Source organism: Vibrio sp. SCSIO 43137, assembly GCF_028201475.1.
Classification (GTDB): Bacteria; Pseudomonadota; Gammaproteobacteria; order Enterobacterales; family Vibrionaceae; genus Vibrio.
This window is the reverse complement of the sequence record NZ_CP116384.1, coordinates 1242126-1256132: the sequence shown is the minus strand read 5'-3', so window position 1 is coordinate 1256132 and position 14007 is coordinate 1242126. Positions and strand designations below refer to the sequence as shown.

The window sequence follows — 14007 nt, the reverse complement described above, 5'->3', positions numbered from 1 at the left end:
GTATAAAGAAGCTGCCCATGTCGGGCAGCTTTTAATGCCTAACCTGAATTACTCGTCTTCAATGCTGTTCAGGTAATCTTCTGCGCTTGTTAGTCCGTCAAGTTCAGATGGGTCGCTTAGTTTGATTTTAGCAATCCAGCCGCCTTCATAAGACTCTTCGTTAATCAGCTCCGGGCTGTCTTCAAGCTCTTCATTCACTTCTACAATTTCGCCAGAAACTGGTGAATAGATATCTGAAGCTGCTTTTACCGACTCAACCAGTGAGAAGCTGTCGCCAGCATCTACTTCGGTCTCAACTTCTGGCAGGTCTACAAACACTACGTCACCCAGCATCTGTTGCGCGTGCTCTGAGATTCCCAGTGTTACTGTGCCGTCGCCATTGTCTTTAACCCACTCATGGCTTTCTGCAAACTTAAGGGTCATATCCATTACTCTTGTCTCCAAAGATTTATTTTATTAATTACTGGTAAAGCGGGAAGCGGTTGCAAAGTTCTTTCACTTGTTTGCGAACCTTCTGTTCTACTTCCGGGTTGCCTTCAGGACTTTCAACCAGTCCGTCCAGTACATCCCCGATCCACTCACCGATTAGTTTAAATTCTTCACGACCAAAACCACGGCTGGTTCCGGCTGGCGTACCTAAGCGAATGCCAGATGTTATCATAGGCTTCTCTGTGTCAAATGGAATGCCATTTTTGTTACATGTGATCCCTGCACGCTCTAATGCTTCTTCTGTCGCATTTCCTTTCAGTCCTTTCGGGCGAAGGTCGACCAGCATCAGGTGGGTATCTGTACCACCAGTTACGATGTCGCACCCACGTTTTTGCAGTACTTCTGCCAGTACTTTGGCATTTTCTACAACAGAATCGATGTAAGTGTTGAACTCAGGACCCAGAGCTTCACCAAAGGCAACGGCTTTAGCAGCGATAACGTGCATCAGCGGGCCGCCTTGCAGACCAGGGAATACTGCTGAGTTGATTTTCTTAATGATATCTTCGTGGTTGGTCAGGATCATACCGCCACGTGGGCCACGCAGAGTTTTGTGAGTGGTGGTGGTTACAACATGTGCGTGCGGCAGCGGGCTTGGGTGTGCACCGGTTGCAATAAGGCCGGCAATGTGTGCCATATCCACCATCAGAATCGCGCCTACTTCATCGGCAATCGCTCTGAACTTAGCAAAGTCGATAACACGAGGAATAGCAGAACCACCTGCAATGATCATTTTCGGCTGGTGCTCTTTCGCCAGCTCAAGTACGGCATCGTAGTCGATTTCAAGAGTGTCTCTGTCTACACCGTACTGAACGGCATTAAACCATTTACCTGACAGTGCAGGGCGTGCACCGTGAGTCAGGTGACCACCCGCATCAAGAGACATACCCAAAATAGTGTCACCCGGCTGAAGCAGAGCCAGTTTTACTGCGCCGTTTGCCTGAGCACCAGAGTGAGGCTGAACGTTTGCGTATTCGCACTTAAATAATGATTTAGCGCGCTCAATAGCTAATGCTTCAACAGTATCAACATGCTCACAGCCACCGTAGTAACGACGGCCCGGATAACCTTCAGCATATTTGTTTGTCAGGCAGGTGCCTTGCGCCTGCATTACAGCTTTAGAAACAATATTCTCTGAAGCAATTAGCTCTATCTGATCATTTTGTCTCGAGTTCTCCTGCTGAATGGCAGCAAATACGGCATCATCAGTTGCCGAAAGGTTGGTGGAGAAAAAGCTCTCTAAACTGTGGTTTTGATATGACTTATGCACGGGAATAACTCCTTCCTTAGCCTGTAGTGGCTGGTTTCACGCTAGTAGACTAGTTTGGTATCTATTGGCACCGGGTTAATTAGTAGTGAGAGTTACCTCTCGTTTATTGGTGCAAAAAATCAAAACTACTCTCTGTTTTTATAACTAGTTTGTAACATAACCATAGTTTTTTAATTAATCAATCAAAAAATTTCCAATAGGAAACATTATCTCCTATGGTTTAATAAAATAATGTTGTTTGTGTTGCAAAAATGTAACCAAAATGTGACATTGGTTTGAGTGATTAATAACCCCCTTAAATGAGAGCTAAGACTAGATATGGCCGAAGATATTTTCGATGAGTACCCCTCCATTAAACTGGAAAAAGAGAACGCCAGTGAGGCGATCGAACCTCTTAAGCTTGGTCAGAAGATAAAAAATGTGAGAACTAAGATGGGGATCACATTAGAGGAAGCGAGCCAGCGTACAGGGCTAGCTCGATCGACCCTGTCTAAAATTGAAAATGAGCAAATCTCACCAACATTTCAGGCTATGCAGAAGTTAGCTTCCGGCCTGCAAATCGATATGCCTCAGCTGTTTGAACCGCCAAAAAGCAAGGTGGCTACCGGACGCAGGGACGTAACGCGTAATAATGAGGGTAAGCCTCATCCTACCCAGACTTATGAACATGAACTGTTGGCGACGCAACTGTCTCAGAAGAAGATGATGCCGTTTAAGAGCCGGGTAAGGGCAAGAAACTTTGAAGATTATAGTGACTGGGTGAAACACGATGGCGAAGAGTTTCTGCTGATACTGGAAGGCGAAGTTGTTCTCTATACAGAATACTATGAGCCTATCACTTTAAGCGAGGGTGATAGTGTCTATTACGACGCTGAGATGGGGCATATGCTGACTTCATCCAGTAAAGAAGACGCACTGATTCTCTGGGTTACCGCAAGGTAACCCTTTTTTTATCTCGTTTGTGGCTTGCACAGAAACCATACATCTATCTCATTTCTTACTTTTTCACCATTTAATAGATGACCAAATGTAAACAATCTGTTATTAATGTTCGCAAAATAGAAAATGTTTACTATTGGAAACATGATGCCGCAAACCTAAAGGAGAAAGCGATGACAGATCTATTTAAAACCCCTTTACATGCACTTCATATTGAAGCCGGAGCTAAGATGGTTCCTTTTGCAGGTTACGATATGCCGGTTCAGTATGCGCTGGGTGTGAAAAAAGAGCATTTACACACAAGGGATGCGGCAGGCCTTTTCGATGTTTCTCATATGGGACAACTGCGCCTTAAGGGTGAAAACGCGGCCAAGACACTAGAGGCTCTGGTTCCGGTAGACATTATTGACCTGCCATCAGGTAAGCAACGCTATGCTTTCTTTACCAATGAGCAGGGCGGCATTATGGATGACCTGATGGTGACTAACTTTGGTGACCATATCTTTGTTGTGGTAAACGCTGCCTGTAAAGAACAGGATATCGCTCATCTAAAAGCCAACCTTCTGGATGGTGTTGAAATGGAGCAGATAGAAGATCGCGCACTGCTGGCACTGCAAGGCCCGCGTGCTGCTGAAGTTCTTGCTTCTATCGAACCTAAAGTGGCTGAAATGCTGTTTATGGATGCGCAAATCATGCAGATTGACGGCATCGAATGCTATGTAAGCCGTTCTGGTTATACCGGTGAAGATGGCTATGAAATTTCAGTACCGGCAGATAAAGCAGAAGCCTTTGCCCGTAAACTGACTGACCATGAACTGGTTGAGTGGATTGGCCTTGGTGCCCGTGATTCACTGCGTCTTGAATGTGGCCTCTGTCTGTACGGACACGATCTGGATACCACGACTACACCAGTAGAAGCCAGCCTGCTTTGGGGTATCAGTAAGAACCGTCGTGCGGACGGTGAACGTGCCGGTGGCTTCCCGGGCGCGGACATTATTCTTGAGCAGATCGCCACTAAAGAGGTGAGCCGTAAACGTGTTGGTCTGGTTGGTCAGTCGAAAGCACCGGTTCGTGAAGGTAGCGAGTTGTTTGATGCTGAAGATAATAAGATTGGTGTGGTAACCAGTGGTACAGCGGGACCTTCTGCGGGTAAACCTGTTGCTATGGGTTATGTACCGAAAGATTTGGCAGTCATTGGTACTGAAGTGTTCGCTGAGGTGCGTGGCAAAAAACTGGCAATGACCATTGAGAAAATGCCGTTTGTTCCTCAGCGTTATTATCGCGGATAAAAGGCAAAACCTGAAAATCTGACATACACTTTACTGATGAATAAGTAATTAGTCTTTTGCAGGAGTTATCGATGATAACTCCTGCTTTGACAAGTTAAGCTTATAGGTCGGTAAGGTATGAAAAAGATATTTGCGACACTGCTTCTACTCGTCTCTGTATCTCACACTACAACTGGTGCAGAGATGAGCCCTTTTATTGTAAATGGCTCAGACACCTCTTCTGCGACTTACCCCTCTTTTGCCAGCATTTACACTTTTATTAATTACAGTGACGGCTCTTTTCAGGTCGGAAATCGCTGTGGTGCAACAATTCTGGATGCCACTTATATATTAACGGCGGCTCACTGTGTCGCGGCGGCTGATATCAGCGAAGTGAACCGGCTGTTTACTATTGTTCTTCCGCAACTGGATAATGAAGCTGACTTTAACAGTGTGTCAGAATTTAATAGCACCACCAAATACTGGGTGTCAGATATTTTCGTCCACGAGAACTATAACTCCGGAGCTATATTAAATGATATTGCAGTTCTGAAATTAGAAACGCCGCTCTCTGTCCCTTCTTCTGCCTACGCTCAGTTTGTCGCCAATGAAAGCCAGTATCGTGGTGGCTCAGGTGAGGTCTATACTGCGGTGGGTCATGGTAATACCCAGACCGGTATCGACAATACAACGGTACTGCAGAAAACCGAGCTAAGTATTGTTGCCAATGCCAGTTGTGGTTATGACGTGGGAGGCGCACCGGCAACGCAGCTCTGTATGGAGGGTGCCAATGTCGGCGGGTTGGAAAAAGCTACTTGTCAGGGGGACTCAGGCGGGCCTCTTTACTGGACCAGTGGTACGACTTATCAGGTGGGCATTACCAGTTATGGCCCGGCGACTAACTATGGCTGCGGTAGCACTACTTTCCCCGGTGCAACGTCTGTATTTACTGAAGTGGTCGATTACGCGGCGTGGATAACTTCAGCCAAGAGCGGCGGCAAAACGGCTGAGTATTCGCCTTCAGAATCAGACCGTAATTATTTTCGTCAAAACCGCTCCCTACCCGGAGACAGCGTCTCTCCGGTAGCCGGTAGCGGAAGTGCTCTATCAACGCAATGGTTTATGGTGTTAATTGTAGCGGCGCTGGTACGAAGATTCAGGCCTTAGTTCTTAATTGCTTCGGATACTGGTAATGGGTTTACGCGCCGTTTGCTTACATTTGTTTTCTAGTGCCGGAGTATAATTAATGATATAAAGAATAATTATTTTAGTTTGATGAGTGATCTGAACTGTAAATAATATAGTAATTATCGATATTTTATTATTTAGGTATTATTAATGAAATTGATCCCGGTTATAACCGCGTTATTGGGGTGCGTTGCCCTCTCCGCTAATGCGGCCGATAAAGCGCCTTTTATTGTAAATGGTAGTAATGCCAGCGTCAGCGGGGTCGGAGGATTTCCCTCCTATGCCGCTATATACACCTTTGCCGATTTTGACAGCGGCGTTTACTCTTACGGCCAGCGTTGTGGCTCCACCATTATAGATGAATGGCATGTATTAACTGCAGCGCACTGCGTCTCCAATCAGGATGTTGCTGAAGCCGCCAAAGAATTTACTGTGATAGTGCCTAAGCTGGAGGATGAAACAAACTTCAATGAAGTTGCCGAGTTTAACGCGGCAAATGCCAAGTTCTGGGTAGAGAAGATTTATGTTCATAGTGGTTATAACAAATCCTCACTGATTAATGATATCGCCATACTTAAGCTGGAATCAGCGATGACGCTTGTTGCTGGAGATAAAATAAATCTGCCAGTATCAGAGGCGAGCTACAATACGATTACATCGGCGGCCTTTAAAGCCGTCGGGCTTGGTTATACTAGTCCGGGCACAAGTGGCAGTACTCATCTATTGCAGACAGACTTAAAGATCTATCCTAATCAGTCCAACTGTGGTTATGGAGCTAATCCATCAACCCAGTTATGTATGTATAGCGACAATATTGTCGGCAATCTGGAAAATGCTATCTGTTCCGGAGACTCAGGTGGTCCTCTATATTGGAATGACGGAGCAACACAAAGACAAATTGGTATTTCCAGCTATGGCCCTGCGGTTGGTTGTGGTAACGCCACGGTGAATGCTGCAACGTCGGTATTTACTGAGGTGAATGACTATAAAACCTGGATCAACAATATTGTTAGCAACACGATTAACGATGCCGTGGTTTATACCACATCCAATGTAAAACGGGACGCTTACCGGGCGGATAAGTCTTCATTTGATAGTAATATTGCTGCCTTTAAAGCCGCGAATAACGTAACGCCTAGTTCCGGTGGTAGCAGCGCAGGCGGTGGTTCAGTACCGCTATGGTCATCCCTACTGTTACTCTCAGCAGCACTACTAAGACGGAGAAAGTAAACTAAAAAATATGGAGCCATTGGCTCCATATTTTTTATCTGTTTAACCTAATATAACGCTGAATATTAGAGCTCGTACTTTTTAATCTTACGGTAAAGGGTTGCAATACCTATTCCCAGCTCCTGTGCCACCAGATTTCGGTTCTTTAACCGGTTAAGGGCTTCACTGATGGTGTTCTTCTCAATCTCTTCCAGTTTCAGGGCATGAGAAGGGCCGCCATTATCAGACAGGCTTTCATAAGCAGGAGCAACAGGTTCTGACGCTACCGGAGGCGGAGTGCAGGCTTCAAAATGAGGCGGCAGCAGGTCGGTATCAATCTGTTCACCTTCCGGAACCACATTCACCAGATACTCCACCAGATTACTCAGTTCACGGATATTGCCCGGCCACTGGTAACGGTTCATTAGCAACAGAGCTTCGCTAGATAATCTTGGTGCTGATACGCCGATTTTCTCTGAGTGCTTCTGTAAGAAATGATCGGCCAGCAGCTCGATATCCCCTCTGCGGCTTTTTAGTGCAGGCAGGTAAATAGGGATCACATTCAGACGATAGTAAAGATCTTCCCGGAACTGATTACTGACGATCATTTCTGAGAAGTGACGGTTGGTCGCGGATATGATGCGAATATCAATGGTTTCAGAAACATTAGAGCCTAACGGCATAACCTCGCGGGTCTCCAGTACCCTGAGTAGTTTGGCCTGCAGGGTCAGGGACATATCACCGATTTCATCCAGAAACAGGGTGCCGTGGTTAGCTGCCTGTATTAAGCCCAGCTTTCCTTTTGGCAGGGCGCCGGTAAAGGCCCCTTTTACGTAACCAAATAGCTCGCTCTCCAGCAGCTGCTCCGGAATAGCGGCGCAGTTAATGGCGATAAAAGGGCGATCTTTACGGTCGCTGAGTTTATGTATCGCCCTTGCGACTACCTCTTTGCCTGTTCCGCTTTCGCCGTTTATTAAAACACTGGACGGGCTGGAAGCGATCCTGGAGATCAGTTTTTTCAGTTGCCTTATTTCCGGACATTCACCAATAAGGTCTGAAAAATCATGTTGCGCCACACTCTCTGTATGCGGCTCCTTATTCGGCTGATAGTAAGCCATTAAAAACAGTTTATGGTTTTTTACATTATGCAACTGACCAACCAGCAGCTCCTGCCTGTCAGCAATGGAAACAATATAATTCTGATACTTTTCATGCTGTTCATTAGTATCAGATATCATTTCAATACTAATTTCCAGATCATCCAAAATATTCTGATTTATATTTAAACTATTAAATGCTGTCAGGTTTCCGTGAATAGCTCGGTTGTTTTCATCCAACACCAAAACACCCTGATCCATATTATTAATCAGGTTGTTTAATATTTTGTCGAAGGTATTATTTTCATTTGTCTTATTGACAAGTTTTGAAATAACGATCTGACTCACATATCGGATGTAGTTGGAAAATAATTTGGAATTTTCCTGAATTCGTTTTTGAGACTCTTCAGTAAAAGCCACGATACTTATAATTCCGATACATTTATTGTCAATTAATATCGGAATTCCTAAAAAGGCCGTTTCGCGGCAGCTCTGTTTATTCTGGCAATTCTCACATAAAGGGTCATGGCGGGATTTAGTGACTACTTTTTCCTGTTGAGATTCCAGTATGTGATTGAAAATTTTAGAACTGGCGGTGAGCTTTTTGCCGAAATACTTTCCGTACGGGCCAGTTCCTGCAACTCTGACAAGATCGGAATCAACCACCTCAACGTCGATTTTCAATACAGCAGATAGCATCTGTGTAAAGCGTAAAATGGTGGGCTGGATTAACATTAACTCCGATGTCATCGCCATAGCTTGCCTTATTCAGTTGTCAAGGCAACTAGATTAATAAATTAGCCGCTTTATGGGGTTGATACGTATCACATAATAAATGTAACTAACTAGATATTTAGTTAAATTAGGTAGGGGTCACACGACGTATCATAATGATATACCACTTTAGATAATCTTTATCATTTTGAATGATAGCCTGAAGCCCTTGAAACTAAAATGGCTGCGGTTTTTTATCGTTATTTTTATCAGAATTAACTGCGGGTTCTTTTAAAAACTGGCTTCGCAATGTGTTAACTGAAAATGTTGTTCAATTGGGCATGGTTGTTGCTTTTAGGAAGAATATTCAATTCACCAACAAATAATATAAATGCGAATCTCTAGCATTTAATGTCCAACATATAAAATTAACAAAGATGGTATAAAAATGAAAAAGAGCATTGAAACACTGATCCAGGAAATAAAAGAACTCGACTCTGACCTAGCCAACAAAGACTTTTTACTGACATGGGAGCAAACACCGGAAGAACTTGAGAGAGTTCTGAAAACCGCTAATGTTCTTAAGCAGATGCGTAACGAGAACATTGCAACTAACGTATTTAAAAACGGTTTAGCCGTTTCTCTTTTCCGCGATAACTCTACAAGAACCCGTTTCTCATACGCTTCAGCGATCAATATGCTGGGTCTGGCGCAGCAGGATCTGGATGAAGGCAAATCTCAGATTGCTCACGGTGAAACGGTTCGTGAAACGGCCAATATGATCTCTTTCTGTGCTGACGCTATCGGTATCCGTGATGATATGTACCTTGGTGCGGGTAACGCTTATATGAGAGAAGTAGGCGAAGCGCTTGATGACGGTGTGAAAGAAGGCGTTCTTCCTGCCCGTCCTGCTCTGGTAAACCTTCAGTGTGATATCGACCACCCAACTCAGTCTATGGCTGACCTTGCATGGCTTGAAGAGCACTTCGGCAGCCTTGATGAGCTGAAAGGCAAGAAGATTGCTATGACATGGGCTTACTCACCAAGTTACGGTAAGCCGCTCTCTGTACCTCAGGGCATTATCGGTCTGATGACCCGCTTTGGTATGGATGTAACCCTTGCTCATCCGGAAGGTTACGACCTGATCCCTGAAGTGGTTGAAGAAGCGAAGAAGAATGCCCGCGCATCCGGTGGTAGCTTTACTCAGGTTGCTTCAATGGAAGAGGCGTTCGAAGATGCTGATATCGTTTATCCGAAATCATGGGCTCCTTATCAGGTGATGGGTCGTCGTACCGAACTGTTGCGTGCCAACGACCATGACGGCCTGAAAGCACTAGAGAAAGAGTGCCTTGCAGAAAATGCCAGACATATTGACTGGCAGTGTACTGAAGAGTTGATGAAGAAGACTAAAGACGGCGAAGCGCTGTATATGCACTGCCTGCCGGCTGATATCACAGGCGTATCTTGTGAGCAGGGTGAAGTAGACGAAGCTGTGTTCGAGAAATACCGCATCGCCACTTACAAAGAAGCGAGCTGGAAGCCTTATATCATCGCAGCCATGATTCTGAACCGTAAGTATGAAGAGCCGGAGAAGATTCTTACTGAGTTGTTGAACCAGTCTGAAAAACGCGTGAAATAAATATTATTACTATCCGGGGGTGCTCAGCTCTGAGCCCCCCATTTCAGGCCAGGCCTGAGTTATTTGTAAGGATTCAATATGTCTACATTTTCGCTCAAAATGCAGGTTGCGAAAAACAGTCATTATAACGGTCAGTTATCTCCGCTGTTTACCCGTGAAGAGGCATTAAAAGCCAGTGCTTTTCACTCTAATGTGGAAGGCTATCAACCAACTCCGTTGCATTCACTTTCTTCTCTTGCTGAAGAGATTGGTGTCGGTAAAGTTCTGATCAAGGATGAGTCGTGCCGTTTTGATCTGTCTGCATTCAAAATGCTGGGTGGTGCTTATGCTATCGCCCGTCTGCTTTGTAACGAGTTTGACTTAGATATCGAAGCGTTTGACTTCGATAAGCTTAAAAACGAAATTTCAGAAAAAATGACCTTTGCTACCGCTACAGACGGTAACCATGGCCGTGGTGTTGCATGGGCGGCTGAAAAGCTGGGTCAGAACGCAGTTATCTATATGCCGAAAGGCGCTGCCGTTGACCGTGTGGAGAACATCCGCGCTTTAGGTGCTGAGTGTATTGTTACCGACCTTAATTACGATGACACCGTACGTCTGGCGATTAAAACGGCAAACGAAAACGGCTGGAAAATTGTTCAGGATACCGCTTGGGAAGGCTATCAGGAGATCCCGACCTGGATTATGCAGGGCTATGCCACTCTTGCAGTAGAAGCTGTCGGTCAGATGAAAGAGATGGGTATTGATGCCCCGACTCATGTATTTCTGCAGGCTGGTGTTGGTGCCATGGCGGGTGGTGTGCTGGGTTATCTGTGTGATGAATACGGTTCAGGCGCACTGCAGTCAGTGATTATCGAGCCAGATCTGGCGGACTGTATCTATCGTTCCGGTATCAGTGATGGCGGTGAAATGGTCAATGTTGATGGCGACCTTGCCACCATTATGGTTGGTCTGGCGTGTGGTGAGCCTAACCCGATTGGCTGGCCGGTATTGCGCGACAACGCCACTCACTTTGTTTCCTGTCAGGACAGCGTTGCTGCATTAGGCATGCGCGTGCTGGGCAACCCGCTCAATGACGATCCCCGGGTGATATCTGGTGAGTCAGGTGCCGTAGGTGCCGGTATGTTAGCTGCAATTCATTACCATCCTGAGAAAGCTTCTCTGATGGAACAACTTAACTTAAACAAGGACTCGGTCATTCTGCTGATCAATACCGAAGGTGATACGGATCCTGTTCATTATCGCGAAGTGGTTTGGCAAGGAAAACATCCGACACTTTGATCGAAAAAATTTAACCTCTACTAAGGAGTACAAAATGAAAATTCCATTCGCGCAGGTATTAGAAAAAGCGAACGAATACAAAGCGGATATGAGCCGTTTTCTACGCGACATGATTGCCATTCCAAGTGAAAGCTGTGATGAAGAAAAAGTAGTATTACGCATCAAAGAAGAGATGGAAAAAGTCGGTTTCGATAAGGTTGAGATCGACCCAATGGGTAACGTGCTTGGCTGGATTGGTCACGGTCCGCATCTGATTGCTATGGATGCACATATCGACACTGTTGGTGTGGGTAACATGGATAACTGGCACTTCGACCCGTATGAAGGTATGGAAGATGATGAAATCATCGGTGGTCGTGGTGCATCGGATCAGGAAGGCGGTATGGCTTCTATGGTTTATGCCGGTAAGATCATCAAAGACCTTGGCCTTGAAGATGAGTACACCCTGCTGGTAACCGGTACGGTACAGGAAGAAGACTGTGACGGACTGTGCTGGCAGTACATCATCGAAGAGAGCAAGATTCGCCCTGAGTTTGTGGTTTCTACAGAGCCTACCGATTGCCAGATCTACCGTGGTCAGCGTGGCCGTATGGAAATTCGTGTCGATGTAAGCGGTGTGAGCTGTCACGGTTCTGCTCCTGAGCGTGGTGATAACGCTATCTTTAAGATGGGTCATATCCTGAGCGAAATCGAGCAACTTGCTGGTAACCTTGGTGATGACCCATTCCTTGGTAAGGGCACACTAACGGTATCTGAAGTCTTCTTCACTTCACCTAGCCGCTGCGCCGTCGCTGACAGCTGCGCTATCTCTATCGACCGTCGTCTGACATGGGGCGAAACATGGGAAGGTGCCATCGAAGAGATTGCCCAACTGGAAAGCGTTAAGAAGTTTGGTGCTAAGGTTTCAATGTATAACTACGACAGACCAGCTTACACCGGCCTTGTTTATCCGACGGAATGTTACTTCCCGGCATGGAAGATCGAAGAAGAGCATATCGCTACTAAGACTCTGGAATCGTCTTATCAGCTGCTGTTTGATAAAGCTCCAAATGTCGACAAGTGGACCTTCTCTACCAACGGTGTATCTATTATGGGTCGCTACGGTATTCCGGTAATCGGCTTCGGTCCGGGTAAAGAGCCTGAAGCACACGCGCCGAATGAGAAGACATGGAAAGACCATCTGGTGACATGTGCTGCTATGTATGCGGTTATTCCGGGCGTCTATCTGGAAAAACTGAAGTAATAACCATACCCAAGTAACGTCTAAGTGCTTGGGTATAGCTTCAATCCACTGCGTTCAGTCATCAGAGCGGCTTCCCTCAGCGGCTTTGCTGGCTGAACGTTTCACGTTTTAGTTAATCCCGTACGGTACAGGACAGAGACCATGATTCAGATCCCTCCATCAGATACTCAAGTCGCCAGTTCACTGCTGATTCGTCAGGGCACCCTTGTTGACCATAAACAGACGCAAGTGGCTGATATCCTGATTAAGGAAGGCAAAATCTGCCAGATAGCAGAACAGATTGAGCCGGACGGGCACACCAGAGTCATTGAAGCTCATGGTTTCCTGATTATGCCGGGCGGAATCGATGTTCATACCCACTTTAATATCGATGTTGGTATTGCCCGCAGCTGTGACGATTTTTATACCGGAACCCGTTCAGCCGTTTGCGGCGGTACTACAACCATTGTCGATCATATGGGCTTCGGGCCGAAAGGCTGTAACCTGCATCATCAGTTGGCTGTCTATAAAGAGCATGCGGAAAAAAGCGCGGTAATTGACTACAGCTTCCATGGCGTTATTCAGCATATCGATGATGAGATTCTGGCGGAGATTCCTTCCATGGTGGACGAAGGTATCACCAGCTTTAAGCTCTATATGACCTACAACTATAAGCTGGATGACAGGGCGATCCTTCAGGCCTTGACTCAGCTAAACCGCTGCAACGCGTTAACCACGGTTCATCCGGAAAACGATGCAGCCATCGCATTGCGCCGTGAAGAGCTGATAAAGCAGGGTAAAACCTCGGCCAGATATCATGCAGTCAGCCGCCCTCTTGAGTGCGAGGCAGAAGCCATTTCCAGAATGATCAATCTGGCTACGCTGGCAGACAATGCTCCCCTCTATATTGTTCACCTTTCTAATGGCTTAGGGCTGGAATACTGCAAGCTGGCGCGGAAAGAGAATAAGCCGCTATGGGTAGAGACCTGCCCTCAGTACCTGTTGCTGGACGAGAGTGCCTACGAGAGAGATGATGCAGTAAAATATGTGCTGAGCCCGCCGCTGAGAAACAAGGAAGAGTGTGACAAACTCTGGCAGGGGCTGGCAGACGGCGATATAGATACCATTGCCACCGACCACTGCTCTTTCAGTTACCATTCACAAAAACTGATTGGGGTAAGTGACTTTACCCGCTGTCCGAACGGTATTCCCGGAGTGGAAACCAGAATGCCGCTGATTTTCTCGGAAGGGGTATCCAAGCAGCGGATAAGCCTGAATCAGTTTGTCTATTTAACTTCCTACAAACCAGCCAAGCTGTTTGGTCTGTATCCACAGAAAGGCTGTCTGAATATCGGTTCTGATGCCGACTTAGTCGTGTTTGCACCAAGACGTAAGGTGTCTGTTCAGCATGAGCAATTGCATGACAACTGCGATTACACGCCTTATGAAGGTATTGAGGTAGAAGGCTGGCCGGTAATGACCATGAGTCGCGGTGAAATCGTGGCGGAAAATGGTGTGTTTAAAGGTGAAGCCGGAAGAGGCAACTTTATCCGCCGTGCACGCTTTGATCAAAGTGAAATAGAACAAGAGTGATAAGTAAATTCTCTACAAATAGATAAGCTCTCTGCAAACAGACCGGTAGACACTATAAAGGCGCGTTAATTCGCGCCTTTATAGTGTCTACCGGTTGCTGA

General features: G+C 46.1%; 11 protein-coding genes. 8 read left to right on the top strand and 3 right to left on the bottom strand.

Translation table 11 applies throughout. The features are described from left to right. Positions 1 to 48: 48 nt before the first annotated feature. Positions 49 to 429: a glycine cleavage system protein GcvH gene (gene gcvH / locus PK654_RS21520; RefSeq protein ID WP_271699487.1), complete on the bottom strand. Its 381-nt coding sequence runs from the start codon at positions 427 to 429 to the stop codon at positions 49 to 51. 31 nt (positions 430 to 460) lie between these two features. Continuing rightward, positions 461 to 1756: a serine hydroxymethyltransferase gene (locus PK654_RS21515; protein ID WP_271699486.1), complete on the bottom strand. Its 1296-nt coding sequence runs from the start codon at positions 1754 to 1756 to the stop codon at positions 461 to 463. Between the two features lie 318 nt (positions 1757 to 2074). Between PK654_RS21515 and PK654_RS21510 the strand changes: the two genes are divergently transcribed. The 4 genes from PK654_RS21510 (at position 2075) to PK654_RS21495 (ending at position 6381) form a co-directional block, all read left to right on the top strand. Next, positions 2075 to 2698, top strand: a complete 624-nt coding sequence (locus tag PK654_RS21510; protein WP_271699484.1) for a helix-turn-helix domain-containing protein — start codon at positions 2075 to 2077, stop codon at positions 2696 to 2698. 170 nt (positions 2699 to 2868) lie between these two features. Then, on the top strand, positions 2869 to 3984 hold the full coding sequence (gene gcvT, locus PK654_RS21505; RefSeq protein ID WP_271699482.1) for a glycine cleavage system aminomethyltransferase GcvT: 1116 nt from the start codon (positions 2869 to 2871) through the stop codon (positions 3982 to 3984). 117 nt (positions 3985 to 4101) lie between these two features. Further along, positions 4102 to 5130, top strand: a complete 1029-nt coding sequence (locus PK654_RS21500; protein ID WP_271699480.1) for a S1 family peptidase — start codon at positions 4102 to 4104, stop codon at positions 5128 to 5130. A 171-nt stretch (positions 5131 to 5301) separates the two neighbouring features. Further along, complete coding sequence (locus PK654_RS21495; RefSeq protein WP_271699479.1) at positions 5302 to 6381, top strand: S1 family peptidase; 1080 nt, start codon at positions 5302 to 5304, stop codon at positions 6379 to 6381. A gap of 65 nt (positions 6382 to 6446) precedes the next feature. On the opposite strand, the gene PK654_RS21490 is transcribed toward PK654_RS21495, so the two are convergent. Continuing rightward, positions 6447 to 8213: a sigma 54-interacting transcriptional regulator gene (locus PK654_RS21490; protein WP_271699477.1), complete on the bottom strand. Its 1767-nt coding sequence runs from the start codon at positions 8211 to 8213 to the stop codon at positions 6447 to 6449. Positions 8214 to 8619: 406 nt separating this feature from the next. On the opposite strand from PK654_RS21490, the gene ygeW reads away from it, so the two are divergent. The 4 genes from ygeW (at position 8620) to hydA (ending at position 13906) form a co-directional block, all read left to right on the top strand. Beyond that, positions 8620 to 9810: a knotted carbamoyltransferase YgeW gene (gene ygeW, locus PK654_RS21485; protein ID WP_271699476.1), complete on the top strand. Its 1191-nt coding sequence runs from the start codon at positions 8620 to 8622 to the stop codon at positions 9808 to 9810. Between the two features lie 78 nt (positions 9811 to 9888). Then, positions 9889 to 11091 carry a diaminopropionate ammonia-lyase gene (gene dpaL / locus PK654_RS21480; RefSeq protein WP_271699474.1) on the top strand — a complete coding sequence of 401 codons (1203 nt, stop codon included), beginning with the start codon at positions 9889 to 9891 and terminating at the stop codon, positions 11089 to 11091. A 34-nt stretch (positions 11092 to 11125) separates the two neighbouring features. Then, entirely contained in the window at positions 11126 to 12334 is a 1209-nt protein-coding gene (locus PK654_RS21475) for a YgeY family selenium metabolism-linked hydrolase (RefSeq protein ID WP_271699472.1), read from the top strand. Positions 12335 to 12475: 141 nt separating this feature from the next. Further along, complete coding sequence (hydA, locus tag PK654_RS21470; RefSeq protein WP_271699470.1) at positions 12476 to 13906, top strand: dihydropyrimidinase; 1431 nt, start codon at positions 12476 to 12478, stop codon at positions 13904 to 13906. The last annotated feature ends 101 nt before the right edge of the window (positions 13907 to 14007 follow it).